Genomic DNA, 24,085 nt, shown 5'->3' on the forward strand with positions numbered 1-24,085 from the left:
GTCCCTAATTTGCACCATCCATGAAAGAGGAGCCGTCCCGTGACTGCGTCCAGCACTACAGAGCAGCTGCGGCTGCTCGCCGTCCATGCCCATCCGGATGACGAGTCCAGCAAGGGTGCGGCAACCATGGCAATGTATGCCGCTGCCGGGGTTGAAGTCATGGTGGCCACGTGCACTGACGGATCGCGCGGAGACATCCAAAACCCGGCCATGGAAGACGCCCCGCACCCCAAGCGGGACATGGCAGGTGCCCGCAGGTTGGAGATGGCCAACGCCGCGGCCGTCCTTGGAATCCAGCAACGGTGGCTGGGGTTCGTGGACTCCGGCCTTCCTGAAGGTGACCCGCTGCCGGCCTTGCCCGCCGGCTGCTTCGCAGTGCAGCCCCTGGAACGTGCCACCACGCCATTGGTACGCCTGGTGCGCGACTTCAAGCCGCACGTGATCATCAGTTACGACGAGAACGGCGGTTATCCGCACCCGGACCACATCATGGCCCACAAAGTGGCCGTGGAGGCGTTCGAGGCAGCCGGAGACCCGTCGAGGTATCCCGGGACCGGCGAACCGTGGGCACCAAGCAAGCTCTACTACGACCGCGCCTTTAGCCCCGAACGCTTCCGGGCCCTGCATTTCGCCTTGGAAGAGGCCGGATTGCAGTCGCCATACGCTGAGCGACTTGCAGCTTGGCTCGAAGCGGACGCCGAAGGCCACACGCCCCCCGTGCCCGCGCACCAGACAACAACGCAGATTGATTGCGGCGACTTCTTCGAAGCCCGGGATGACGCCCTCAGGGCCCACAGGACCCAAATTGATCCCGTTGGTTTCTTCTTTGCTGTGAGCCCGGACCTGCAGCGTACGGCATGGCCTTGGGAGGACTACACCCTGGTCCAGTCCAAGGTCACGTCCGAACTGCCGGAAAAGGACCTCTTCGCGGGGATAAGATAGGGAGGGCCCGGGTTTCTATCGTTCGTAGAAGTCGCCCGGGACCAACCAACGTCCAGCCTGCTGGACCGGCATGCATCAGCTCCCATAGAAGGTTTGAACGTGCACCACTTGATCCTCGCCCTGACCGTCAGCCCGTCGCCCGACCCGACCGGCACACTGCGTCCGGGCCTGTCCGAGGACCAGGTGACGCCGGGTACTTGGGGCTTCGTCCTGACGGCCTTCATCGTCATCCTGACCACCTTCCTCATCGTGGACATGGTTCGCCGCATCCGGCGCGTCCGCTACCGTGCGCAGGTGGAGGAAGCACGCTTGGCTGCCGAATCCGGATCGGCAGACGCTCCGAGCGATGAGGACGGCGATGCCGCTGCCGGGACCCGCTGACCCCAGCAACAACCATTGGCCCGGGGCATCGAACGCCCTGGGTTCGGAGCCCTCTGCCTACTTGCGCCAGCACGCGGGCAACCCGGTGTTTTGGCGGCCCTTCGGGGATGAGGCGTTTGGCCTGGCGGCAGCCCGCGACGTTCCGGTGTTCCTGTCCATCGGCTACGCGGCCTGCCACTGGTGCCACGTCATGGCGCACGAGTCCTTCGAGGACGAGGAAACTGCCGACTACCTGAACGCGAACTTTGTGCCGGTCAAAGTGGACCGCGAGGAGCGCCCGGACGTCGACTCGGTGTACATGGCCGCCACGCAGGCCATCAGCGGCGAGGGCGGCTGGCCGATGTCCGTCTTCCTGACTCCCGACGGTCTGGCCTTCCATGCCGGTACCTACTTCCCGCCAACGCCCTTGCCGGGCAGGCCTTCCTTCCGCAATGTCCTGGAAGCCGTCCATGAAGCCTGGGTGGAGCGGCGCGATGCCGTGGAGCAAAACGCCCGGGGGCTTGCCTCGAACATGGCAAACGCCCAGATGTCCGCGGCCGTCCGGCTTGATGGGCCCCCGGAGGTCCTCGATGCGGAGCTGCTGTCCCAGGCTGTCGGCCTCTTGGCCCGGTCGGAGGACACCGCCGCCGGTGGCTTCGGCACCGCCCCCAAGTTCCCGCCGTCGGCCGTCCTCGAGTTTCTGTTCCGGCACGCGGCGGCACCATCGGGGACCGCCGAAGCTGCGCGGGACATGGCTGGCCGGACGCTCGCGGGAATGGCGCGGTCCGCTTTGCGCGACCAGCTCGACGGCGGTTTCGCGCGCTATTCGGTGACGGCGGACTGGTCTGTGCCCCACTTCGAGAAAATGCTCTACGACAATGCCCAACTGCTGCGTGCCTACACGCACTGGGTCCGGCTGGACGGCAATCCCGTGTTCCCCACGGAGGAAGCCGCCGCCGTTGCCTCTGCCTGTGCCGACTGGATGGTGTCCGCGCTGGCTGTTGACGGAGGCGCCCTCGCGTCCTCGCTCGACGCCGACACCGTGGTGGACGGCGTCCATCACGAGGGCGCCGCCTACCTGTGGACTCCGGACTCGCTGGGGGACGTCCTCGGCCCCGGTGACGCCGAGGCCGTTGGCCGGATCATGAGCGTGGGAGCCGAGGGCACGGTTTCGGCGCTTGGCTCGCCGCTGCACCCCGGGAGGCTGCTGACCGGCCCCGAATCCAGGCTGTGGGAGCGGGTCAGCCCGGCACTGCTCGCTGCCAGGAACCAGCGCAACCAGCCGGCGAGGGACAACAAAGTGGTTGCCGGATGGAACGGATTGGCGGTGGCCGCGCTGGCGGAAGCCGGAGCCGTCCTGGAACGGCCGGACTTTTTGGACGCGGCCGAAGACATCGCCGCGTACCTGGAACGCGTCCACTGGGACTCGAGTGAGCGATTACTGACCAGGGTCTCGCATGCCTCAGCAGCGCGGGGGATCGGCGGACTGCTTGAGGATTACGCGTTCTGCGCCGAGGGATTCTTTGCCCTTTATGCCGTGACGGGACGGAAACACTGGTACTTCCTGGCCGAAAACCTCGTCCTGAGCGCAAGCGAACGGTTTGTGGAGAACGGCCAGCTGGCGGATTCTGCGGGTGAATCAGCGCAGGTCTTCAACGCCCAAGGGCAGCATGCCGGGCTGGATCCGTTCGACAACGCCACACCCAGCGGCGCCGCTGCCTTCGCCGGCGTGCTGTTGACCTACTCGGCCTACTCGGGGTCGCATGATCACCGGCTCATGGCAGGGAACATCCTTGGCTTGCTTCCGCCGATAGCCAGTCGCGCTCCCCGGGTGGCCGGTTGGCTCCTTGCTACAGCGCAAGCAGCACTCGCCGGGCCCGTGGAAGCCGCCGTCGCCGGTCCTGACTCGCCGCTGCGGCGGGAACTGCACCACGCGCTGCTGGCCTCGGCCAGCCCGGGCCTGGTGGTCGCCCTGCAAACCGAGGACGACGGCGGGTCCCCGGCTGCCGCCGTCGAGGTTCCGTTGTTGTTGCACCGCCAAGGCGCGGCGGATGGCTCGCCGCAGGTGTATTTATGCCGCGGCATGGTGTGCGAGCGGCCGGTGGGGACGGTGGCCGATGTTGGAACCCGGCTCGCCGCGATGGTGTCCGGCGGGTGAGCCGGGGGTTCCCGGCCGTGGCCTAGTTCAGGACGGCGATCATGATCGCGATGAAGTGTGCCGCGAAAGCGAACACCGTGAACGCGTGGAACAGTTCATGGAAGCCGAAGTGCTTGGCGCTGAAGTTGGGCCGCTTGATGCCGTAGAACACCGCACCGGCGATGTAGAGGGCCCCACCTACGCAGATGAGCACGGCGGACGCGACGTTCGCTGCGAAGAACTGCGGCAGGTAGAAAAGGGCGCCGCAGCCGAGGGCCACGTAGATCGGCACGTAGAGCCACCGCGGCGCGTGGGTCCACAGGACCCGGAACAGCACGCCAGCGATGGCCGCGGACCAGATGGTCCAGAGAAGCGTGACAGCCTGCTGCCGTTCCAGGAGGGACCATGCAAGGGGAGTGTAGCTGCCGGCGATCACCAGCATGATGTTGGTGTGGTCCAGCCGTTTGAGCACCACGCGGGCTCGGTCATTCCAGTTGCCGCGGTGGTATACGGCGCTGACCCCGAAAAGCATGACCCCCGTCAGGGCGTAGACGGCGGAGGTGAGCTTGCGGTCTGCAGTGGGGGCCAATGCCACCAGGACAATCCCGGCGGCCAACGCGAATGGAGTTGCAACAGCGTGGATCCAACCGCGCCACAAGGGCTTGATGTTGAGGGTGTCAGCCATTGTTAAAGCGTAACCTACGGTTCGGTAAGTTACTCAAGGGTAATGTTCCGAACGATTGCTCCGTGACACTCGCTGCACCAGCCTGCCAGCTTGGGCAGGTAGCCTTGGATGTGCGCGTCGTTCGATTTGATAAGAGCAAGGAAGTCAGGTGAGAGTCCGGTGGAGCTGCCCGGTTTCCTCTACGGCTTCTATGAACGCAGGCTCCTCAAATCGCTTGACCACCAGAAGATCCCACGGCACATCGGCGTCATGGTGGACGGCAATCGCCGGTGGGCGCGGCAATTCAATGCCCCCACAAGCCAGGGGCACCAGGCCGGTGCGGACAAGATCCACGAGTTCCTGGGATGGTGCCAGGAACTTGGCGTCAAGGTCGTAACGCTCTACATGCTGTCCACGGACAACATGAGCCGCTCGGGCGAGGAACTCGACCTCCTCATGGGCATCATTGCCAACACCATGGACCGCTTGGACGAAAACGAGGACGTCTCGGTGCACGCCATGGGAGCCCCGGAACTTCTTCCCGACTACCTGGCCGAACGGCTGAACAAGCTGACCGCCCGGACGCCCGTTCGCGAGAAGATCCACGTCAACGTCGCCGTCGGCTACGGAGGACGCCGCGAAATCGTGGACGCCGTCCGTGAACTCCTCGAGGATGCCGCTGCCAAGGGCCGTAACATGTCCGACGTCGCAGATGAACTCTCGGTGGACGACATCTCACGGTTCCTTTACACAAGGGGTCAGCCCGATCCCGATTTGGTGATCCGAACCTCCGGCGAGCAGCGGCTTTCCGGCTTCCTCATGTGGCAGAGTGCCTACAGCGAGTTCTACTTCTGCGAGGCGCTGTGGCCCGCTTTCCGCAAGGTCGACTTCCTGCGGGCCCTCCGCGACTACGCCGGACGCCAACGCCGCTTCGGCTCGTAGCCCTACCATCTGGTACTTGCCCGAAGGTGACATCCGGTTCACCGGAAATTAACGCTCCCGCCTCACGACTTGCCGGTCAAGGATTGCGGAAATGTCTGTGAGCCGGATTACGTTAAACCCATCAGCAGGCAAAACCGCCCGCTGATCGGGGAGGCCAGTAGATGGAGCGGATCATCGCACCAGTTACAGGGGAGGCCACGCCCGGCCTTCCGGCCGAGCCGCTTCACCATAAGGCCGGGCGAACGCCCGGGGCTGGAGTCGATGTGGCTATTTCAGAGCAACTGCCCGCAATGGTTTCCGACGGGGAAAGTGCAGCTACCTCTCGCGCCAAGCGCGCCACCAAAGGGACAAAGAAACCAGCGGCTCCCACAGGCCGCAGCTACGTCATAGACACCTCCGTCCTGCTCTCCGACCCGCATGCATTGCTGCGTTTCGCCGAGCACGAGGTCATCGTCCCGATCGTGGTCATCAGCGAACTCGAGGGCAAACGCCACGATCCGGAACTGGGCTATTTCGCCCGGAAAGCCTTGCGGCTCCTGGACGACCTGCGGATTGAGCACGGCGGCCTGGACCACCCCATTCCCTTGGGAACCGACGGTGGCATGCTCAGGGTGGAAATGAACCACATTTCCCCGGACGTGCTCCCTGCGGGCTTCCGCGGCGGCGACAACGACAGCCGGATCCTGGCCGTCGCGAAGAACCTGGCCAACGAGGGCCACAACGTCACTGTGGTCTCCAAAGACCTGCCGATGCGGGTCAAGGCATCCGCCATGGGCCTGCATGCCGACGAGTACCGCAATGAGTTGGTCAAGGACTCCGGGTGGACCGGAATGGCCGAAATCGAAGCCAGCGAACAGGAAATCACCACCCTCTACGGCCACGAACCCGTGTTCGTCCCGGCCGCGGCCGAGCTGCCCGTCAACACCGGCTTGGTCCTGCTCTCCAACCGCGGCTCGGCTCTCGGCCGGGTGGGCTCGGACAAGCAGGTCCGGTTGGTCAAGGGCGACCGCGACGTCTTCGGCCTCCACGGCCGGTCCGCGGAACAGCGGCTCGCGATCGACCTCCTCATGGACCCGTCCGTCGGCATCGTGTCCATCGGTGGGCGGGCCGGTACTGGCAAGTCCGCGCTGGCCCTTTGCGCCGGTCTTGAGGCGGTCTTGGAACGCCGCGAACACCGCAAGGTTGTGGTCTTCCGTCCCCTCTACGCCGTGGGCGGCCAGGAACTCGGCTACCTGCCCGGCTCCGAATCGGAAAAAATGAACCCGTGGGCGCAAGCGGTGTTCGATACCCTCGGGGCGTTGGTCAGCCAGGAAGTCGTGGAAGAAGTCATGGACAGGGGAATGCTCGAAGTCCTGCCGCTCACCCACATCCGCGGCCGCTCACTGCATGACGCTTTCGTGATCGTGGACGAGGCACAGTCACTGGAAAAGAACGTCCTCCTGACCGTCATGAGCCGTATTGGACAGAACTCCAAGATCGTCCTCACCCACGACGTCGCCCAGCGCGACAACCTCCGCGTGGGACGGCACGACGGCGTCGCGGCCGTCGTCGAAACCCTCAAGGGGCACCCGCTGTTCGGCCACATCACCCTGACCCGGTCTGAGCGGTCGCCGATCGCGGCCCTCGTGACGGAGCTGCTGGAAGGGGCAGAAATCTAGGGGTGCTTGCCTCAGCGGTTAGGTCCGCGCGCCAGCGGCCTCCCGCCGTCGCTTAGCGCGTGGGTCCCTTCCCAAACCTCGCAAGCTCGGTTTGGGGCCCTCGGGACGACGCTTCAACGCAAAAGGCCCCCTTCGGTCGCTGGGCGACCTTAGGGGGCCGATGCGTCGCGATGCGCTCCTTTCCGGGAGCCCCCTGTCGCGCTCGTGCCGCGGGTCAGAACCCCAGGTACGATTTCAGCCCTTCGTGGCCTTGGACATTTAGTGTCCAGTTGGGGCGTCTGTAGGTTTTGGGGGTGAGGCGGACTTTTTGGACGTCCTCCACTTCGGTGCCCCAGGTGGTGCGCGCGAGGCCGTTTGGTTCGTAGCCGAGGGCGGCGGAGACGCCCAGGGATTGGTGGTTCCAGACTGCGGCTTCGGATTCGGCCACTTCCGCTTTCAGGTGGTCGAAGGCGTAGCTGACGACGGCGGCGCGCATCTCCTTGCCGACGCCGCGGCCCTGCGCTGCTTGCTTGAGCCAGGAACCCGTGCTGACCGTCTTGAGGGTGCCAAAATTCTTGGCGCCGAGGTCCTGGACGCCCAACAGATCGCCGTCCTGCCAAACGCCCAGCAGGAGCGTCCAGTCCTCCGGGGTGAATCCGGCCCGGCAGCGCCAGTACCACTGGGCCATGTTCGGGGCCAGTTCATTGCCCGGAAGTTCGGCCCACGGCGTGCTGAACGGGCTCTTCCCGGGCTCATGGATGCCGGATCTGGCGGCGGCAACTGCGGCTGGTATATCGGCGTCGAGGATTGGGCGCAGGATGAGGCGCGGAGTGGTGAGGACGAGCCCGAACGGGGGCCAGATGCTTGCCAGCGAGGTCATCGCCGTAGTCTAGCCGCGGGCGGGGCGCCGGATCATGTCACGTTCGTCCATGAGCCGTTTCAGGCTGCCGGGCCGATGTCCCAGGAGATATGGCGCCGGACGTCAGTCAGGTTCATGGACTCGGCCAGGAAGAGGTCATCGAGCATGTATTCGTCCGCGCCGAGGATCTTGAGCCAGTGGCCCTTGCCCGCAGAGTCACCGTCCAAGGACTGGCTGGCCACGCAGACGCCCGTGGTGGCGTCGATGCGGATCAGGGTCCGTCCGGGGTGGGCCAGCGGTTCGGCGGGATCGGACGGTTTGTAGGTGCGTCCCCGGGTTACGACGACCTCCAGGGCCGGGCGGCCTTCATGGTCCACCTCGCGCGGTTCGTCGAAGAAGACCGGGTTGGTGTCCGGAAACTCCAACGGCACAGGAGCATTTCCGGCGAGCTCCACGGGGTCGAGCGCTGCGGCCAGCCGGCCGTTTCCGAAGGAGGGCTCACCATAGGCGGCCTCCGGGCGTCTCCGCACCAGTCCGGCGTCGTCATACACGGGGGTCACCAGATGCGGTGGAAGCAGCCACGACCGGCGCGTGGCACTGACGTAGAACTCATCCCTCGAGTCGTTGATCCCGGTGGTGCTGTACAACAGTTGACCGTCAGGGGTTTCCAAGCGGAGTGCTCCCGGCCGCCGAAGCCAGGCACGGACCATGTTGGCACCCGTTCCGGGCCGCTCCAGGTATTCGAACCGAAGGCTGGTCCATTTCCAAGGCGAAGAGCGGCACAGATTCCGGAAGGTGGACGACAGCTCGGCGTGGGCCCCGGACTGCCCGTTGGACGGGCCAAATCCCGGCGGAAAGCCCGGTCCATCTGCACTGTAGCGCCCCATATCCACAGTCTACCCAGAGGTTCGTTCCGGGTCCGGCGGCAATCCGGGGTAGCATCCGAGGGTGATCCGACGACTCGCCGAACTCTGGGATGCAAGCCCCTTTTCCTTCTGGCTCGCCGTGTTGGCTTCCGTCTACTTCGTGGTGATGGCGGTCCGGCTCACAATTATTGATATCCGCAGCCATTTGCTGCCAAACCGCATCGTCTTCCCGTCGTATGCCGTAGCTGGCGTGCTGCTGCTGGTGGCGGCGTTGCTCGGTGGTCCGCGCAGGGACGCCGCAATGCTGGGCATCCCGGGTCTCACCGTGTTGGCAGGGGCGGCGGCGTTATGGATCCTCTATTTCGTGCTCAGGCTGATCTACCCGCCCGGCATGGGATTCGGTGACGTGAAGCTGGCCGGAGTGTTGGGCCTGTATCTCGGCTACCTTGGCTGGGGCCACGTCTTTGCCGGTACGTTCGCCGCATTCCTGCTGGGAGGGCTCTGGGGCCTGGTGATCCTGGTAGCCAGGAAAGGCGGCCTGGCGTCGGCGATTCCCTTCGGCCCGTTCATGCTTGCAGGGGCCGCCGCGGCCATGGTTCTCCTGCCTGCCTGACACCGTAAACTGGCGCCATGGGTGCACCTGAGTTCGTGCTGAAACTACGGGAAAAGATCGGTAACGACCGCCTCTGGCTGCCGGCAGTACGGGGAATCGTGTTGGATGACCAAGGAAGGGTTCTCCTCTGTCAACGTTCCGATAACGGCCACTGGACCCCGATCACCGGCATCCTGGAGCCCGGCGAGCATCCCGCTCCCGGATTGGTCCGGGAGATCTTCGAGGAAACCGCCGTCGTGGCCGAAACCGAGAGGATCATCGGCGTCGGAGTCGTTGGGCCGGTGACCTTCCCGAACGGCGACGAGTGCGACTTCCTGGACATCACGTTCCGCTGCAAGTATGTCTCCGGCGAAGCCCGTGTCAACGACGACGAGTCGGTGGACGTCCGCTGGTTTGATCTGGATGACCTACCGGAAATGAGCCACGGGCATATGGAGGCCATAAGGCTCGCCACGGAGCCCGAAGGCCCCGTGGCGTACCAAACGGAGTAGCTGGCTTACCGGCGTGCCGCTTCCAGTTCCTCGGCTTCGGCGCCACCGATTGCCTCGCCGCGGGCAACCATCCCGGCGGTGTCTGACAAAGGGATCTGCTTGAGCGTGATGGCCAGGATCAGGGCGATGGCGATGAACGGAACCAAGTACCAGAACACGGGAGCCAGGGAGTCGGCGTAGGCGTTCACGATCGCATCACGCAGCTGTTCGGGCAATTGGGCCAAAGCCTGCGGGTCAAGACTGCTGGTGGACTGCGAAGCCTGCTCAGCGGAAGCCCCAGCGCCGGTGAAGGCCTTGGTCAAGGACTCTGCCAGGCGGTTGGTGAAGATGGAGCCAAAGACGGCGACGCCCAAGGACGCACCTACCTCACGGAAGTAGTTGTTGGTGCTGGTTGCCGTACCGATCTGGTCGGCGGGGACGGAGTTCTGCACCACTAGGACAATGACCTGCATGATCAGGCCAAGGCCTGCGCCAAAGATGAAGAGCTGCACGCAGATCATCCAGATCGGTGTTTCGGCGGTCAAAGTGGTCAGCCAGAGCATGGCCAGAATGGTCAGGGCAGCACCCATGATCGGGTACAGCTTGTATTTGCCCGTCTTGGAGATCCGGATGCCGGAGAAGATCGAGGTGCCCATGAGGCCCACCATCATGGGCAGCATCAGCAGGCCGGACTCGGCTGCCGAGGTTCCGGAGGACATCTGCAGGAACGTGGGGACGAAGGCGATCGCTGCGAACATGCCCAGGCCGAGCGTGAAGCCGATGGCCGTGGCGTTGATGAAGATGGGGTTCTTGAACAGGCTCAGCGGAATGATGGGGTCCTCGGCGCGGCGCTCAGCCATGACAAAGGCGAACGCGGCCAACACCATGCCTGCTCCGAAGGCCCAGGTCAGGGGTGAATCCCAGCCTTCGTCCTTCTTGCCGCCAAAGTCTGTGAAGAAGATCAAGCACGTGGTGGCCGCGGAGAGGAACAGGACACCGAGGATATCGATCTTCTTCTCGGCCTTCTTGTTCGGCAGGGTCAGGGTGAACCAGGCCGTGATGAAGGCGGCGATACCGATCGGGATGTTGATGTAGAAAGCCCATTCCCACGTGAGGTGGTCCACGAAGAATCCACCCAGCAGCGGCCCGGCAACAGCGGAGAGACCGAAGATGGCGCCGAGTGGACCCATGTACTTGCCGCGCTCCTTCGCGGGAACAATGTCCGCGATGATCGCTTGCGAAAGGATCATGAGGCCGCCGCCACCCAAGCCTTGGATGGCGCGGAAAATGACGAAGCCCCAGAAATCAGTGGCGAAAGCGCAGCCCACGGAAGCCAAGGTGAACAAGGCAATGGCCACGAGGAACAGGTTGCGGCGGCCCAGGATGTCACCGAACTTGCCGTAGATGGGCATCACGATGGTGGTGGCCAACAGGTAGGCCGTGGTGATCCAGGCCTGGTGTTCCACGCCGCCGAGCTTGCCCACGATGGTGGGCATGGCCGTGGAAACGATCGTTTGATCGAGGCTGGACAGGAGCATGCCTGCGATCAGCGCCGAGAAGATGATCCAGATTCTCTTCTGGGTCAAAAGCAGCGGCTCGGCTGCCTTCGAAAGTGTACTCATGCGGGGTCCTTCGGTGTCTGTGCAGGGGTGGTGTCCAGCGTTTGCGAAAAGAGTTTCCGGGCGGCGGCGAGGTTCTGCTCGAGAAGCTCGCGGTAGGGCCGGGTGTTGTCCTCGGAGAAGAACTGCTGGGACGTCTTCTTGGAGACTGCGCCGAAAACGGCCGAGGCCATGATGATCTCCGGGTGCTCGGGGGAGAGGCCTTCGCGGGCGGCGATCAGTTCCATGAACTGGCGTTCCCGTGCCTCGCCTTCCAACGTCATGCGGCCCAGGAGTTGGGGCTCGGCTTTGATCGCGGCGATCAGTTGGTGGACCTCGGCGCGGCTGATGGTGGAACGCTCCACGATGTCCACAGTGAGGTGGAACAGCGCGGAGAGCAGCGTTCCGGAGATGCCGTCCGTTCGCCGTGCCTCGTTTCGGTTGAACACGTCCAGCGCATCCTGCGGGAGGTCGTCGGAAAAGGCGCCGATGACGGCATCTTCTTTGGAGTGGAAGTAGTTGAAGAATGTGCGCCGGGAGATCCCCGCGTCCTCGCACACTTCCTCCACGGTATAGCCGTTGAGTCCGCGTTCGGCAGTCAAGTTGCGCGCGACGGCGGTGATGGCCAGACGTGTGGCGACCCGCTTGCGCTCGCGGAGGCCGCCGTCGTTATTTGCACTATTGGTCACAAAGTAAAGTTTTGCACTAACTTCTCAATAGTGCAAAAAGAGCGTTGGGTGTCATTCCTCACAACGGGTCCATATACGACGACGGCCGGTACCTTCCGTCTGGAAGGTACCGGCCGTCGTCGTACTTTGGGTCTTGCTCCGGCAGTTACGCCTTGTGTGCCGGGGACGTCATGGTGGTGACGTCCAGGGCCTTGTCCAGGTCTGCTTCGGAGACCTTGCCTTCGCCTTCGCCGACGAAGCCGAGCTTCTCGGTTGCCTGGCGGATGGTCAGGCCTTCCTTGACGGCGATCTTTGCGATCTTGGCCGCATTCTCGTAACCGATGTACTTGTTCAGCGGAGTCACGATGGACGGGGAGGCCTCGGCGAGGAAGCGGGCGCGCTCGACGTTGGCGGTGATGCCGTCGATCATCTTGTCGGCCATGACGCGGCTGGTGTTGGCCAGCAAACGGATGGACTCAAGGAGGTTGGCGGCCATGACCGGGATGCCAACGTTCAGTTCGAAAGCGCCGTTGGTGCCGGACCAGGCGATGGCGGTGTCGTTGCCGATGACCTGCGCGCAGACCATGATGGACGCTTCGCAGATGACCGGGTTGACCTTGCCGGGCATGATGGACGAACCCGGCTGCAGGTCCGGGATGGCGATCTCGCCAAGGCCCGTGTTGGGGCCGGAGCCCATCCAGCGGAGGTCGTTGTTGATCTTCATGAAGGAGATCGCGATGTTGCGCAGCTGGCTGGAGCCTTCGATGAGGCCGTCGCGGTTTGCCTGGGCCTCGAAGTGGTCGCGGGCCTCGGTCAGCGGCAGGCCGGTGTCTGCTGCGAGGAGTACGATCACGCGCTCCGGGAAGCCTGCGGGGGTGTTGATGCCCGTTCCGACGGCGGTGCCGCCGAGGGGAACCTCTGCAACGCGGGGGAGTGCTGCGTTGATGCGCTCGATGCCGTAGCGGACCTGCGCTGCGTAGCCGCCGAACTCCTGGCCCAGCATGACGGGCGTTGCGTCCATGAGGTGCGTGCGGCCGGACTTGACGACGTCCTTGAACTCCACGGCCTTGCGGTCCAGGGATGCTGCCAGGTATTCCAAGGCCGGGATCAGGTCGTTGATCAGGGCCGAGGTGGCGGCTACGTGGACGGACGTCGGGAAGACGTCGTTGGAGGACTGGGAAGCGTTCACGTGGTCGTTGGGGTGGACCACCTTGTCGCTTCCTGCAGCGGAGAGGGCGCGGGAAGCGAGCTCCGCGATGACCTCGTTGGTGTTCATGTTCGAGGACGTGCCGGAGCCGGTCTGGAAGACGTCGATCGGGAAGTCGCCATCGTACTTACCGGTTGCGACCTCATCGGCAGCTGCTGCGATGGCCTCGGCGAGCTCGCCGTCGAGCACCCCCAGTTCGGCGTTCGCGAGTGCAGCGGCCTTCTTGACGCGGGCCAGGGCTTCAATGTGCGTGCGCTCCAGCGTCTTGCCGGAGATCGGGAAGTTCTCCACAGCACGCTGCGTCTGGGCGCGGTACAGGGCGTTCACGGGGACGCGAACTTCGCCCATCGTGTCATGTTCAATACGGAACTCAGTGGTGGAAGTCATGGGGCTAGCTTATGGCGATTGCGGGCTCCACCGAAAACCCGGAAGGCAGTGCTACGTGCCCCGGCCCAGGGGTCGGGGCACGTTGTCCTAGACCTCGCCGATCCCGGAAACAAGGGCCGCGCGGCCCTCGTCGAGTTTGTAGGAAAGTCCGATCACGGCTACGCGGCCCTCTTCAATGGCGTCGGAAATCACACGTGAGCTGTCGGCCAGACGGGAAGCGGTCTGCTTGACGTGCTCCACCACCATGTCGTTCACGTCCTCTTCACCGTTGCGCTTGGCCGTGAGGACGGACGGAGTGATGCGTTCGACGAGGTCGCGGATGAAGCCGGCCGGCATCTCGCCGGTTTCCACTACCGACTTCGTGGCCTGGACGGCACCGCAACTGTCGTGGCCCAGGATGACGATCAGCGGAACGTGAAGTTGGCTGATGCTGTACTCAAGGGACCCGAGCACGGCGTCGTCGATGACCTGGCCGGCAGTGCGCACGACGAAGGCATCGCCAAGGCCGAGGTCAAAAATGATCTCTGCAGCGAGGCGGGAATCCGAGCAGCCAAAGATGACGGCGAAGGGATTCTGGCTCTCAAGGAGGGAGGAGCGGCGGGAGGCATCCTGGTTGGGATGCTGTGATTCGCCGGAGACAAAACGTTCGTTACCCTCGCGGAGGCGTTGCCAGGCCAGGGCCGGAGTCAGATTAGTAGGCACCTGATTACTTTACGGCGCGGGTGTGGCTGGCTGCGAAAGTGTTGCGCCGGGTTGTGGCGAAGCGGAACCTGCCGCGGGGGCCTGGTCTGCGGACTTCACGACGGCGGCAGCGAGGGTGGCGAGCTCTTCAAGACCCGCGGTGCCGCTCAGGATGATGGTGGTCCCCTTGTACTGCAGGGTCATGCTGCGCTTGTCTTTGCCGGAGTCGCGCAACTCCCAGTCCTGGCCCCCGGCGTTCCGTGTCCCCGTGACCGGGAGGTTGCCTGTTTGCTGCAACACCCAGGTGGGGTTGGCCTGCCGCGTCTGGATCAGGCCGATGAACGCCTCCTTGGGCGTCAGGTAGCCAACCTCCCACGTGGGAACGCCGGTGGCGGTACCGGTTTCCCAGCGGGCGTAGTTTGGCTTGAATGTGTCGCCGGTATCCGGGGTGACGGGTGTGAATCCCGCCACATCCGCTGCGTTCCGGGCGATGGCTGCGACATCCACGGCCGGACGGAAGTTCTCACCTTTGGGTGCGGGGTTCATGAGAACTACGGGAAGGAATGCCAGGACGCACAACACCAGTGCGATGATCATGCCAATGACGGATGCGTTGGCCCGTTTGGCGGCTTTCGCCGGAATCACGGGCTTGAAAGGGGCATCCGGGGTGCTGGTGGGGTTGGCCTCGTTGGCGTTTGGGCCATTGCCGGCCGCGGGCTTGTCCTGCGTTTCACTCACCCTTCCATAGTCCCTTATCGCCCCTGCGAACACACAACCGGGGACCTCACCATCGCTGTTTCGGACGGTGGTCATCCAGAGACCCCAGGGGGCTCCGGCGACTATGATCGATGGAGAGGGACCACAGGTGGCCTCGTGCAACCGTGTCCGGTCCCGTGAATCGTCACTCGAAGAAGAGGTTCAAGTGTCTCCTGCACCAATGACCCAGCAGTTTTCCACGATTTCGCCGTCGCTCGCCGTCGGAATCGACGAGCCTGACCGCAACCTCGCACTGGAACTCGTCCGCGTCACCGAAGCCGCAGCCATTGCCGGCGGCCACTGGGTGGGCTTCGGCGACAAGAACAAGGCTGACGGCGCCGCCGTCGACGCAATGCGCTCGTTCCTCCACACCGTCCACTTCAACGGCGTCGTTGTTATCGGCGAAGGCGAAAAGGACGAGGCCCCCATGCTGTTCAATGGCGAACAGGTTGGCGACGGCACCGGTCCCGAATGCGATGTTGCCGTGGACCCGATCGACGGAACCCGCCTCACTGCCCTCGGCATCAACAACGCCCTCGCCGTCCTGGCCGTGGCCGAACGTGGCTCCATGTTCGATCCCTCCGCCGTGTTCTACATGGAGAAGCTCGTCACGGGTCCCGAGGCCGCCGACATGGTGGATCTCCGCCTTCCCGTCAAGCAAAACCTGCACCTCATCGCCAAGGCCAAGGGCGTCAAGGTCAGCCAGCTCAACGTGATGATCCTGGACCGCGACCGCCACCGTCCCCTCGTGGAAGAAATCCGCGAAGCCGGGGCGCGCACCAAGTTCATCATGGACGGCGACGTTGCCGGCGCCATTGCCGCAGCCCGCTCCGGCACGGGTGTCGACGCCCTCATGGGCATCGGCGGCACACCCGAAGGCATCGTTGCTGCCTGTGCCATCAAGTCCCTCGGCGGCGTGATCCAGGGCCGTTTGTGGCCCACCTCGGACGACGAGAAGCAGAAGGCGATCGACGCCGGACACGATCTTGACCGCGTCCTGTCCACCAATGACCTGGTCACGTCGGACAACTGCTACTTCGCAGCCACCGGCATCACGGACGGCGACCTCCTCCGCGGCGTTCGCTACCAGAAGGACCGCGTGCTGACGCAGTCCATCGTGATGCGCTCCAAGTCCGGAACCGTCCGCTTCGTCGACGCCGAGCACCACGCCTCCAAGTGGGAGACGTACGCCCGCAAGGCTTAGTTTTCGCAGACAAAAGAAGGACGGCAGGCATGGCCTGCCGTCCTTCTTTTGTCTGGCGAACTTTTGTCTGGCGAACGTCCCTAGCGGAGCTTGTCCCGGAGTTTGCGGGCCAGTTGGTAGGCCCCATAGCGGAGCTTGTTGACCGGGAGGTCCCAGGTGCCGGGGTAGGAGACTTCGCGGCCGCCGAAGGACTTCTTGAACGCCGTGAAGCCCGCCCACTTGTGGTCCGGCTGGTCCTCGGGAGCCACACCCCACAGGTCCACGTGCTTGAGGCCCTTCTCCTTGGCGTCAGCCATGAGCGTGACCAGGAGCGGGATCCCTGCACTCAGCTTGCGGTGCGTGTCGTCGAGGGCAGCGTGGGCATAGACCCGCGTATCCGCGGAATCATAGGCGAAGGCCGCCGCGATGGGTTCGCCTTCGAGCTCGGCAATGAACAAAGTGCCGGCCCCGGCCGGCAACAGGGACTGCGCCACGCTGGTGAGGTATTCATCGCTTTGCGGCTTGAAACCGTTGCGGGCCGCCGTCAGGTGCAGGAAATGCAACAGCACGGAAATGTCCGCAGGGTCCTGCGACGCCCGGAACGTGACACCCTTCTTGTGGATGTTCCGGTAAAGGTTCCGGTTGGTCGGCTTCATGCCTGCCAGGACGTCCTTGAAGTCGCCCTCCAGGTCCACGATCCAACTCAGTTCCGGTTGCTGGTTCGCCGGCGCCGGCTGCAGGCCACGCGCGCGAAGGAGGTGGCCGGCGTCGGACGCAGTGAAGCCCGCTGCCACCGGCTCCATGCGGACGAAAACAGCCCGCTCCCGCTTGGCCAGCGCCACCAAGGCCGCCGTGGCAGCGTCGAAGGCTTCCACGTTCTCGGCAACGGGGCCATACGGTGCGTAGATGACCTTCCCGGCGGGGTTCTTTTCCTCTATCGCAAGGAAGCTCCAACCGGGTCCGGATTGCTCATGCACCCGGCGGCCGAGAGAACGCTGGACGTCGGCCCACGCGGGAGTTTGCAGGAAGAAGTCCACGCTTAGTTCCCCAGTCCTGTGGTGACGGCGAATGCCACGCTGGTTTCGGTGGTTCCTTGGGCTGGGTGGACGTTGACCGGGTTTTCCGCCTCGGGGATGAACGCGGCGGCGCCGCGTTCGAGGCGGAGATCGCTCTTGGGGGAGTCAAGGACCACGGAACCGGAAACGACCACGACGACGGCGGGTCCGGTTTGGGCCAACGGTACGGGTTCGGCGGTGGGAGCCAGTTCGATGCGCTGGAGCTGGAACTCCTTGAACGGCGGGCGGTACAGTTCCTGCCCGAACCCGGTGTGTTCGGCCACCACGTGGGGAACCCCGAGGGCCTCGAAACGCACGGTTTTGAGCAGTTCGGGCACATCGACGTGTTTGGGGGTCAGGCCGCCGCGCAGGACGTTGTCCGAGGTGGCCATGACCTCCACGCCCAGGCCGTGGATGTAGGCATGGACGTTCCCGGCGGGCAGGTACACGGCATCGCCGGGCTCGAGTGAGAGGTGGTTCAGGAGCAGGGAGATGAGGACGCCTGGATCGCCCGGGAAGGCCTCGTTGATGCCCAGCATCGCGGTCAGGGCTTCCTCGTGCGGTTCCCGCGGTGCCCCGGAACGCAGCACGGACTCGACGTCCACCACGGCTTGGGACACTTCACGGCCGCCCTCGATCAGCCGCGTGAACGCCGCTTTGAGGGCCTGGGACTCATCCGCCTGGCCGAGATCGTCGATGACGCCGGTGATGATGGCCGGGACGCTCGTGGCTGCGGAGTCCATCACCGTGGCCAGGTGCTCAAAGATGCTCCGGGACTGCGCCGCGGGCCGGAAACCGCACAGCGCCCTGAACGGCGTCAGGGCGTAGATCATCTCCGGCTTGTGGTTGTCGTCCTTGTAATTGCGTTCGGCGGACCCGGCAGCCAGTCCGGCGGCGTTTTCCCGCGCCCACCCCTCTCGGGCCTGTTCCAGGCTGGGGTGGACCTGCAGCGACAACGGCTGCTCGGCCGCCAGGAGCTTGGTCAGGAAGGGCAGGCGCGGCCCGAATTCGGCCATGCTCTCCGCACCCAGGAAATGCTCGGGATCCGAGGCAATGAGTTCGTCCAGGGCCTGTGTCACACCGTTCGGGTGGATCGCCGTTGAGGGGGAGTCCGGGTGGGCGCCGATCCAGAGCTCAGCTTCCGGCCCGCCCGAGGCCGGCCGCCCCAGCAAGTCCGCGATCGCCGTCGTCGAACCCCATACATAGGGCCGCAAAACATTCTCAATCTGGTACACGAAAGAAAGTCCTTTAGGTTGCGTGAACGTGGGCGGGATGCTGCGTGGCTACAGCGGGGCGCACTGGCCGTTGGTGGCCACAAGGTCACGGATGCCTTGTTCGTCGCCCTGGGCCTTCAGCCCGTTGAGCAGCTCCTCGGTAATGGGAGTTCCATCAGGGGTGGTGGTTACCGGGGTGAAGTCCGACGACGACGACGGCGACGACTGCTGGCCGGCAGGCCGAACGCTGGACTGCTTGGCAGGAACGGCGCCGGAGGCTGTGACGGTGCCCGCGGCCGGCTTGGTGCCGGACACCATGGCGTCGTCCGCCTTGGGGCTGTTTTGCGATGCCAGCAATTCCTGCACCCTGGAATGAATGAGGTCGAAATCCGGCACCGTGGAGAACGAGGCGTCGAAGTCCGGCGGGCCGATGGTGAGGCGCTTGACGGGCTGGCCCTTCGACTTCAGTGCCAGGTCCACAAAGCTGCCCAGCTGGGAAGAGGAAATATTGGAGTCAACCACCTTGGTGCCCGCGTTGGCGATGTCCTCGAACTTGGTGAGCAGTGTGGCGGGATCCAATTGCTTCAGCATGGCCTGCTGGACGCATTGCTGGCGTGCGATGCGGGCATAATCGTCCACGAATTCGCGCGAACGGCCGTACCACAGGGCGTGGAAGCCATCGAGGTGGACGTCGCCTGCGGGGATCCAGCCGTCGGGCATGCCGTGGATTCCATGGGCCTCGTCAGTGACGGGACCGCTGATGGGAACCCAGCCACCCGCCTTGACGCGGATGCCGCCCATGGCATCGATCAGCTTGGCGAAGCCGTCCATGTCAACCAGGACGTACGCCTGGACGGTGATGCCCAGTGTCCCGGACACGGCCTCGAGGGTAGCTTGCGCCCCGGGGTCGGCAACTCCGGGGTAGAGGTTTTGGTAGTTATTGGTGACCTCGGTGTTGACGGCGTTGATGAGGCACTCATCGCCGCAGTTGTAGCCGTCCGGATAGATCTTCCGCATGGGGGAGCCCTCGCTGAACTGGGCGTTCTGGAGGTTGCGGGGGACGGAAATAATGGCGCTTTCACCGGTTTTCGCGTCCACGCTGATGACCGAAAGGCTGTCCGGGCGGCGCCCCGTCCGGTCATCCCCGGCGTCGCCGCCCATCATCAGGAAGTTGTAGCGACCGTCCACCGGATCGATGGCGGGACCGGCATCGAAAATGCTGCCGATCGCATTGCGGCTGACGTTCAGGACGTACGCAAGGTAGCCAAGGGATCCGCTGGCCAGCACGGTTGCCGCTGCCAGCACGACGGCGATGATGGGCCGCATTCCGGGCGCCAGCATGGTGGGCCGGATGATCCGCAGGGTGTTCAGGAACAGGAACGCCCAGCCAAGTGCCAGCGCCACCAGGACCACAATGAGCAACAGCGAGCCCACGGGATGCGTGGCGATGCTGAGCAGCACACTGCGGTTCACGAGTGCGAGGAGCAGGGTCAGCAGGACCAAGGCCCACACCACCATGGTGACCCGCAGTGCGATCCGGCCCAGTTTGCGGTCTCCCGCGACGATCTGGGCGCTGCCGGGGATGAAGAGGGTGAGCAGGACCAGCACGAAGGCGCGTTTGGTCCGAACCGGGGCGCTGGCCCCGGACGGATAGCGGACAGGATCAGTCAGCGTTGCCCCCGACTGATTCGTATTCTTTTGCATGCTGGTCATCCGCTGCCTTCCTAGCGGGTGCTCCGTGCGGAATCCTGGGCAGGTGCGAAGACTTCTTCGACTTTCTGCCGGAGGTTCTTGCCCTTCTTGGTGGCTACGTCATTGAGGTCCTGCGCGAAGCGGAGGAGGTCCTCCTGGAGTCGGGCGGCGAGCTCGTCCGTGCCGGAGGCCAGCATCCGGACCGCGAGCAGCCCGGCGTTGCGGGCACCCGCGATGGACACAGTGGCCACGGGAACGCCGGCCGGCATCTGCACGATCGAGAGCAGCGAATCCATGCCGTCGAGGGTCTTCAGGGGCACAGGCACGCCGATCACGGGCAGGGGAGTCACGGATGCCAGCATGCCTGGCAGGTGGGCGGCGCCACCGGCGCCGGCGATGATGACGCGAAGGCCGCGTTCATGGGCCGTCTGTCCGTAGCGGATCATCTCGGTGGGCATCCTGTGGGCGGAAACCACGTCCGCTTCGAAGGGAATGCCGAATTCGGCGAGGGCATCGGCTGCGGCTTCCATCACGGGCCAGTCGGAGTCCGAGCCCATGACGAGCCCAACAAGGGGAGCGGTGTTTTCGGAAGTCATGCGGTCTCCTCGGGGGTGGTTTGTGCCGGCAGCCGGCCGTCGCGAATGGTGTTGGCTACGGCCGTTGCCCGCTCGCGCACGGAGTCAACGTCGGAAACCGAGGTACCCACCAGGTTGACGTGCCCGATTTTGCGGCCGGGCCGCACGGATTTCCCGTAGCAGTGCACCTTGGCGGCGGGTTCGAAGGCGAGGGCCAAGGGGAAGGCCTCGAAGAGGTTCTGGTTGTCGCCACCAAGGAAGTTCTTCATGACCGTGACGGGAGCCAAGGCATCGGTGGCGCCGAGCGGAAGGTCGAGTACTGCCCGCAGGTGTTGTTCGAACTGGCTCGTAATGGAGCCGTCCTGCGTCCAGTGCCCGGTGTTGTGCGGGCGCATGGCGAGCTCGTTGATCAGGAAACCGGCGCCCACGCCCGGGGTCTCGAAGAGTTCGGCTGCCATGACCCCGGTAACGCCGAGTTCGTTGGCAATGCGGAGTGCTGCTTCTTCGGCTGCGGCGGCAACCTCCAAGGAGATGTTCTGCGCGGGAGCAATGACCTCGTCGCACACGCCGTCCACCTGGATGGTGTGCACTACCGGCCAGGCGCGGGACTCTCCACTGGGTGTGCGGGCCACCAGGGCCGAGAGCTCGCGGCTGAAGTCCACCTTGGCTTCGGCGAGCAGCGGGCTCATGGCCTGGAACCAGTCTGCCGTGGCCGCGGCGTCCTCGGCAGAGTCGACAATCCGCACGCCCTTGCCGTCGTAGCCGCCACGCGGGGTTTTCAGCACCACGGGCCAGCCGATCTTGTGGCCAAACGCCACGAGCTCGTCCACCGAGTGCACGGCCGACCATTCAGGATTGGGCAGGCCCAGGCGGTCGATGGCTGCCCGCATCACCAGTTTGTCCTGGGCGTTGACCAGGGCATCCGGACCGGGCTGCACGTTGACGCCTGCGTCCAGCAGGGCGCGAAGGTGCTCGGTGGGCACATGCTCGTGGTCGAAGGTCAGGACGTCAACACCCTTCGAAAATTCAAGGAGCGCGTCGAGGTCCTTGTAATCGCCGATGGGTGCCGTGGCTACAGCGGCTACGGCCGAAACGTCCTCACCCTCAGCCAAAACACGGAGTTCGAAGCCCAAAGCAGTAGCGGGCGGGGCCATCATTCGTGCGAGCTGGCCGCCGCCAACAACGCCAATAACAGGAAAAGTCACAAGGTTCAGCCTACCGAACCGGGGACAGGATCACTGATTCTGCGGCTTCCGGCCCTGCTTTTATGGCCCGGAATGTGATGTGGGGCATAGGGGTATTGGCGTTCTCACAGCCGACTCCCGGGTAACCCTTGGAAATCGGCGCTAAAATGGGTGAGGCCCATCGGCCCCAATTTTCAACGGCCTTGGAGGGTCATGATCACCACACTTGCAGATCGCATCCGCGGACTGGCCTCGCTCTTTTGGCGCGAGGTAGCCAAGTTCGGCGCCGTCGGCGGCGTTGCGTTCGTCATCGACTCGGCCGTTTATATCTGGCTTTTCTCCGGTCCGATGCATGGCAGCGAAGTGTGGGCCAAAGCGATCGCGACGATCGTCGCAAGTATCTTCTCCTGGGTAGCCAACAGGTTCTGGACCTTCCGCCACCGCAAGCAGGCAAACGTGGTGCGGGAAGCGGTCCTGTTCGCCGTCATGAACTTCGTGGGGCTGCTCATTGCCTCCGGGTGCGTCTGGGTGGCCAAGTACATCCTCGACCTCAACGACAAGCCGTCCCTGTTCATCGCAGGCAGCGTGGTGGGCCTGATCCTCGGCACCATCTTCCGCTTCTTCGCTTACCGTTTCTGGGTCTTCAATGAAGAACTCGACGCCGAGCCCGCCTACTCGCACGATCACGAGCTCATCGAGGTCCACCACAAGGCAAAGGCAGGCGTCGCCGATGCAGGCAACGCCGGGCCTCAGACGGGCGAGCTCCCGTCCATCAAGAACCGCTGACGCGCTCGTTCTCCAGCAGGTGCTGCGTAACGTCGACATCCTGGTGAACTAGGACAATTGAGCCGTCCTGGTTCCAGACGCCCAAGGCCGAGGCAAGGCCTGGCTCCAGGCCTTCCGCGGCACGGACCAACAGGCGCACGCCGGGCTCCTGTGCCTGGGCGAATCCGTCGATCAGGGCCTCATGGGCACAGGCCGAGGCGCCGCGCACCGCGGGATCGCCGGCCGAGGCTTCGCTGTGGGCCATGAAAACGTCTCCGTGTGAACGGACCTCCGCCGCGTAGTCCACGACGCCGGCAGGCAGCTCCCCGGGCCAGCGCATGGCAAGTGCCGCCAGCGGTACGGCAACCACTGCATCGAAGCCGGCGCCAGCGCCGCCGTCGGGCTCGCTGGTGACCAGCAGGTTGGCGTCCGAACCGTCCAGCACCACTTCCATGCCCAGCTGCCACGCTGCCAGGGCCCAAACGAAGGATTTCCAGTGGGCGGGCAGATCCAGTCGGATGGCCATGCCGGGCTCCGCATCCAGCTCGTCCTGCAGGAGGTTGCTGGTTTTCGCTACCCAGTTGTCCAGCACCCGGCCGGAGAGTTCCACACGCTCGGCGTCGGGGCCGTACCACGTGAGTCTGGGTGAGGTCGAGTGGCCGGATCGCAGGGCGGTCATCAGGTTCGCTGCCGGGATGCTCATGGCTCAATCTTGTCACGGCCGGTGGATGCCGTCCCGGGTGTGTGTGAATTGACGCACACTCGATTTGTCAGGTTCCTGTGTATCGTGGGGTGAAGATGCCGATTTCCGCGGAAATTCAGCGCATGTTCACGCGAAGTGATTCAGCGCTTCCGATTTCCCGTGCCCGCGTGGGGAGCCAGATGGAAAACGTTGGGCGTGGCGCATCCCACGTTTCTACAGATTCTTGATTATTATCCCGGCGCGGCTTGACTGGCAGGTAGTTACACACGTGTAATTAGTAATCAAACGCCGCTGCACAGATAACCGGCACGTGACCGGGAATCGGGAAAACATCCAAGCAGCAGCTGCAAAATCAGGAGGGACGCCATGGGGCAAGCGTTGCGTATCCAGGAAGATGCAGTCGTCGCAGAACAAGCGTCGGTGAAGTACCGTTCGCGGGACGTGCCAGGGGACTGGTACGTGGATCCCGCGGACCCGGAAGCGGCAGAGAGATACAACCAAAACGTGCAGCAGTCTTTGGAGGACCAGGCAACAGCCCTCCTCGCAGCACATGAAGCTTTGATTGGAGATCTGCCGGAAGGTCCGGAAGATGACGTGGACGATCCTCCCATGGAGTTGCGCCGGCCACTCGAGAACCCCGGGCAGCCCGTGTGGATAGGACTTCCGAGCCAGACAGACTTCGATGACGAAGGCGAACTCGGCTGGCAAACGGACGCCCTGTGCGCCCAGACGGACCCGGAAGCCTTCTTCCCTGAAAAGGGCGGGTCCACCAGGGACGCCAAGAAAGTCTGCGGCGCGTGCAACGTCCGCTCGCAGTGCTTGGAGTACGCCCTGGCGAATGACGAACGGTTTGGTATTTGGGGCGGGCTCTCCGAGCGCGAACGCCGTCGGCTGAGGAAGCGAGCAGTCTAATTCTTAAGGAAGTAC

General features: G+C 64.3%; 24 protein-coding genes. 10 read left to right on the top strand and 14 right to left on the bottom strand.

Annotation, left to right across the window (positions count from 1 at the left end; all coding sequences use genetic code 11):
* Nucleotides 1-39 precede the first annotated feature (39 nt).
* The 3 genes from mca to ACFVSJ_RS01060 all read left to right on the top strand — a co-directional run bounded on the left by mca (nucleotide 40) and on the right by ACFVSJ_RS01060 (nucleotide 3,460).
* On the top strand, nucleotides 40-942 hold the full coding sequence (gene mca, locus ACFVSJ_RS01050; RefSeq protein ID WP_387433334.1) for a mycothiol conjugate amidase Mca: 903 nt from the start codon (nucleotides 40-42) through the stop codon (nucleotides 940-942).
* 99 nt (nucleotides 943-1,041) lie between these two features.
* The gene (locus tag ACFVSJ_RS01055; protein WP_387433337.1) at nucleotides 1,042-1,323 is read left to right on the top strand and encodes a hypothetical protein; all 282 of its coding nucleotides are present in this window, start codon (nucleotides 1,042-1,044) and stop codon (nucleotides 1,321-1,323) included.
* Nucleotides 1,301-3,460 (top strand): thioredoxin domain-containing protein, encoded by a 2,160-nt coding sequence (locus tag ACFVSJ_RS01060; RefSeq protein WP_387433339.1) that lies wholly within the window; start codon nucleotides 1,301-1,303, stop codon nucleotides 3,458-3,460. The genes ACFVSJ_RS01055 and ACFVSJ_RS01060 overlap by 23 nt, the downstream gene beginning before the upstream one ends.
* A 22-nt stretch (nucleotides 3,461-3,482) precedes the next feature.
* Here the strand turns inward: ACFVSJ_RS01060 and ACFVSJ_RS01065 are convergent, their stop codons facing one another.
* Nucleotides 3,483-4,124 (bottom strand): hemolysin III family protein, encoded by a 642-nt coding sequence (locus ACFVSJ_RS01065; protein ID WP_387433341.1) that lies wholly within the window; start codon nucleotides 4,122-4,124, stop codon nucleotides 3,483-3,485.
* A 159-nt stretch (nucleotides 4,125-4,283) separates the two neighbouring features.
* Between ACFVSJ_RS01065 and ACFVSJ_RS01070 the strand changes: the two genes are divergently transcribed.
* Both ACFVSJ_RS01070 and ACFVSJ_RS01075 read left to right on the top strand, forming a co-directional pair.
* A complete protein-coding gene (locus ACFVSJ_RS01070; protein WP_387433344.1) occupies nucleotides 4,284-5,045 on the top strand; it encodes an isoprenyl transferase in 762 nt (253 codons plus the stop codon).
* A 263-nt stretch (nucleotides 5,046-5,308) separates the two neighbouring features.
* Nucleotides 5,309-6,703 (top strand): PhoH family protein, encoded by a 1,395-nt coding sequence (locus ACFVSJ_RS01075; protein ID WP_387433346.1) that lies wholly within the window; start codon nucleotides 5,309-5,311, stop codon nucleotides 6,701-6,703.
* A gap of 214 nt (nucleotides 6,704-6,917) precedes the next feature.
* On the opposite strand, the gene ACFVSJ_RS01080 is transcribed toward ACFVSJ_RS01075, so the two are convergent.
* Nucleotides 6,918-7,562, bottom strand: coding sequence for a GNAT family N-acetyltransferase (locus ACFVSJ_RS01080; RefSeq protein ID WP_387433348.1), 645 nt, complete (start codon nucleotides 7,560-7,562; stop codon nucleotides 6,918-6,920).
* A 59-nt stretch (nucleotides 7,563-7,621) separates the two neighbouring features.
* Nucleotides 7,622-8,428 (bottom strand): hypothetical protein, encoded by an 807-nt coding sequence (locus ACFVSJ_RS01085; protein WP_387433351.1) that lies wholly within the window; start codon nucleotides 8,426-8,428, stop codon nucleotides 7,622-7,624.
* Nucleotides 8,429-8,489: 61 nt separating this feature from the next.
* On the opposite strand from ACFVSJ_RS01085, the gene ACFVSJ_RS01090 reads away from it, so the two are divergent.
* On the top strand, nucleotides 8,490-9,020 hold the full coding sequence (locus ACFVSJ_RS01090) for a prepilin peptidase (RefSeq protein ID WP_387433353.1): 531 nt from the start codon (nucleotides 8,490-8,492) through the stop codon (nucleotides 9,018-9,020).
* A gap of 17 nt (nucleotides 9,021-9,037) precedes the next feature.
* A complete protein-coding gene (locus tag ACFVSJ_RS01095; RefSeq protein WP_387433355.1) occupies nucleotides 9,038-9,511 on the top strand; it encodes an NUDIX domain-containing protein in 474 nt (157 codons plus the stop codon).
* A 5-nt stretch (nucleotides 9,512-9,516) separates the two neighbouring features.
* Here the strand turns inward: ACFVSJ_RS01095 and ACFVSJ_RS01100 are convergent, their stop codons facing one another.
* The 5 genes from ACFVSJ_RS01100 to ACFVSJ_RS01120 form a co-directional block, all read right to left on the bottom strand.
* Nucleotides 9,517-11,112 carry an MDR family MFS transporter gene (locus ACFVSJ_RS01100; protein WP_387433357.1) on the bottom strand — a complete coding sequence of 532 codons (1,596 nt, stop codon included), beginning with the start codon at nucleotides 11,110-11,112 and terminating at the stop codon, nucleotides 9,517-9,519.
* Nucleotides 11,109-11,777: a TetR/AcrR family transcriptional regulator gene (locus tag ACFVSJ_RS01105; protein WP_387433359.1), complete on the bottom strand. Its 669-nt coding sequence runs from the start codon at nucleotides 11,775-11,777 to the stop codon at nucleotides 11,109-11,111. The genes ACFVSJ_RS01100 and ACFVSJ_RS01105 overlap by 4 nt, the downstream gene beginning before the upstream one ends.
* A 145-nt stretch (nucleotides 11,778-11,922) precedes the next feature.
* Nucleotides 11,923-13,350: a class II fumarate hydratase gene (locus ACFVSJ_RS01110; RefSeq protein ID WP_387433362.1), complete on the bottom strand. Its 1,428-nt coding sequence runs from the start codon at nucleotides 13,348-13,350 to the stop codon at nucleotides 11,923-11,925.
* Nucleotides 13,351-13,437: 87 nt separating this feature from the next.
* Nucleotides 13,438-14,052: a carbonic anhydrase gene (locus ACFVSJ_RS01115; RefSeq protein WP_387433364.1), complete on the bottom strand. Its 615-nt coding sequence runs from the start codon at nucleotides 14,050-14,052 to the stop codon at nucleotides 13,438-13,440.
* Nucleotides 14,053-14,061: 9 nt separating this feature from the next.
* The gene (locus ACFVSJ_RS01120; RefSeq protein ID WP_387433366.1) at nucleotides 14,062-14,769 is read right to left on the bottom strand and encodes a DUF4245 domain-containing protein; all 708 of its coding nucleotides are present in this window, start codon (nucleotides 14,767-14,769) and stop codon (nucleotides 14,062-14,064) included.
* Nucleotides 14,770-14,968: 199 nt separating this feature from the next.
* Here ACFVSJ_RS01120 and glpX point away from each other — a divergent pair, with 199 nt between their 5' ends.
* Nucleotides 14,969-15,991, top strand: coding sequence for a class II fructose-bisphosphatase (glpX, locus tag ACFVSJ_RS01125; protein ID WP_387433369.1), 1,023 nt, complete (start codon nucleotides 14,969-14,971; stop codon nucleotides 15,989-15,991).
* A gap of 80 nt (nucleotides 15,992-16,071) precedes the next feature.
* Here the strand turns inward: glpX and ACFVSJ_RS01130 are convergent, their stop codons facing one another.
* Genes ACFVSJ_RS01130 through ACFVSJ_RS01150 form a run of 5 tightly spaced genes read right to left on the bottom strand, consistent with a single transcriptional unit; the run spans nucleotide 16,072 to nucleotide 21,711 of the window.
* Nucleotides 16,072-17,007, bottom strand: coding sequence for a lipid II:glycine glycyltransferase FemX (locus ACFVSJ_RS01130; RefSeq protein ID WP_387433371.1), 936 nt, complete (start codon nucleotides 17,005-17,007; stop codon nucleotides 16,072-16,074).
* Between the two features lie 2 nt (nucleotides 17,008-17,009).
* Entirely contained in the window at nucleotides 17,010-18,260 is a 1,251-nt protein-coding gene (gene manA, locus ACFVSJ_RS01135) for a mannose-6-phosphate isomerase, class I (protein ID WP_387433374.1), read from the bottom strand.
* A 48-nt stretch (nucleotides 18,261-18,308) separates the two neighbouring features.
* Nucleotides 18,309-19,952: an LCP family protein gene (locus tag ACFVSJ_RS01140; RefSeq protein WP_387433377.1), complete on the bottom strand. Its 1,644-nt coding sequence runs from the start codon at nucleotides 19,950-19,952 to the stop codon at nucleotides 18,309-18,311.
* Between the two features lie 11 nt (nucleotides 19,953-19,963).
* Complete coding sequence (purE, locus tag ACFVSJ_RS01145; protein WP_387433379.1) at nucleotides 19,964-20,527, bottom strand: 5-(carboxyamino)imidazole ribonucleotide mutase; 564 nt, start codon at nucleotides 20,525-20,527, stop codon at nucleotides 19,964-19,966.
* The gene (locus tag ACFVSJ_RS01150; RefSeq protein ID WP_387433382.1) at nucleotides 20,524-21,711 is read right to left on the bottom strand and encodes a 5-(carboxyamino)imidazole ribonucleotide synthase; all 1,188 of its coding nucleotides are present in this window, start codon (nucleotides 21,709-21,711) and stop codon (nucleotides 20,524-20,526) included. The genes purE and ACFVSJ_RS01150 overlap by 4 nt, the downstream gene beginning before the upstream one ends.
* A 192-nt stretch (nucleotides 21,712-21,903) precedes the next feature.
* On the opposite strand from ACFVSJ_RS01150, the gene ACFVSJ_RS01155 reads away from it, so the two are divergent.
* On the top strand, nucleotides 21,904-22,476 hold the full coding sequence (locus ACFVSJ_RS01155) for a GtrA family protein (protein ID WP_387433385.1): 573 nt from the start codon (nucleotides 21,904-21,906) through the stop codon (nucleotides 22,474-22,476).
* Here the strand turns inward: ACFVSJ_RS01155 and ACFVSJ_RS01160 are convergent.
* Complete coding sequence (locus tag ACFVSJ_RS01160) at nucleotides 22,463-23,158, bottom strand: TIGR03089 family protein (protein ID WP_387433388.1); 696 nt, start codon at nucleotides 23,156-23,158, stop codon at nucleotides 22,463-22,465. The two genes, ACFVSJ_RS01155 and ACFVSJ_RS01160, sit on opposite strands and share 14 nt — an antisense overlap.
* 366 nt (nucleotides 23,159-23,524) lie before the next feature.
* Here ACFVSJ_RS01160 and ACFVSJ_RS01165 point away from each other — a divergent pair, with 366 nt between their 5' ends.
* Nucleotides 23,525-24,070 carry a WhiB family transcriptional regulator gene (locus tag ACFVSJ_RS01165; protein ID WP_387433390.1) on the top strand — a complete coding sequence of 182 codons (546 nt, stop codon included), beginning with the start codon at nucleotides 23,525-23,527 and terminating at the stop codon, nucleotides 24,068-24,070.
* Nucleotides 24,071-24,085 lie beyond the last annotated feature (15 nt).

Origin of the sequence: Paenarthrobacter sp. NPDC058040 (genome assembly GCF_042885775.1) — a bacterium.
Taxonomy (GTDB): Bacteria; Actinomycetota; Actinomycetes; order Actinomycetales; family Micrococcaceae; genus Arthrobacter.

What these genes read in the sequence shown, in the direction of transcription:
- ACFVSJ_RS01140 (WP_387433377.1), bottom strand. Translation starts at nt 19,952, where the DNA reads ATGACCAGCATGCAAAAGAATACGAATCAGTCGGGGGCAACGCTGACT.
- ACFVSJ_RS01080 (WP_387433348.1), bottom strand. Translation starts at nt 7,562, where the DNA reads ATGACCTCGCTGGCAAGCATCTGGCCCCCGTTCGGGCTCGTCCTCACC.
- ACFVSJ_RS01165 (WP_387433390.1), top strand. Translation starts at nt 23,525, where the DNA reads ATGGGGCAAGCGTTGCGTATCCAGGAAGATGCAGTCGTCGCAGAACAA.
- purE (WP_387433379.1), bottom strand. Translation starts at nt 20,527, where the DNA reads ATGACTTCCGAAAACACCGCTCCCCTTGTTGGGCTCGTCATGGGCTCG.
- ACFVSJ_RS01160 (WP_387433388.1), bottom strand. Translation starts at nt 23,158, where the DNA reads ATGAGCATCCCGGCAGCGAACCTGATGACCGCCCTGCGATCCGGCCAC.
- ACFVSJ_RS01065 (WP_387433341.1), bottom strand. Translation starts at nt 4,124, where the DNA reads ATGGCTGACACCCTCAACATCAAGCCCTTGTGGCGCGGTTGGATCCAC.
- glpX (WP_387433369.1), top strand. Translation starts at nt 14,969, where the DNA reads ATGACCCAGCAGTTTTCCACGATTTCGCCGTCGCTCGCCGTCGGAATC.
- ACFVSJ_RS01155 (WP_387433385.1), top strand. Translation starts at nt 21,904, where the DNA reads ATGATCACCACACTTGCAGATCGCATCCGCGGACTGGCCTCGCTCTTT.
- ACFVSJ_RS01100 (WP_387433357.1), bottom strand. Translation starts at nt 11,112, where the DNA reads ATGAGTACACTTTCGAAGGCAGCCGAGCCGCTGCTTTTGACCCAGAAG.
- ACFVSJ_RS01095 (WP_387433355.1), top strand. Translation starts at nt 9,038, where the DNA reads ATGGGTGCACCTGAGTTCGTGCTGAAACTACGGGAAAAGATCGGTAAC.
- ACFVSJ_RS01110 (WP_387433362.1), bottom strand. Translation starts at nt 13,350, where the DNA reads ATGACTTCCACCACTGAGTTCCGTATTGAACATGACACGATGGGCGAA.
- ACFVSJ_RS01060 (WP_387433339.1), top strand. Translation starts at nt 1,301, where the DNA reads ATGCCGCTGCCGGGACCCGCTGACCCCAGCAACAACCATTGGCCCGGG.
- ACFVSJ_RS01085 (WP_387433351.1), bottom strand. Translation starts at nt 8,428, where the DNA reads ATGGGGCGCTACAGTGCAGATGGACCGGGCTTTCCGCCGGGATTTGGC.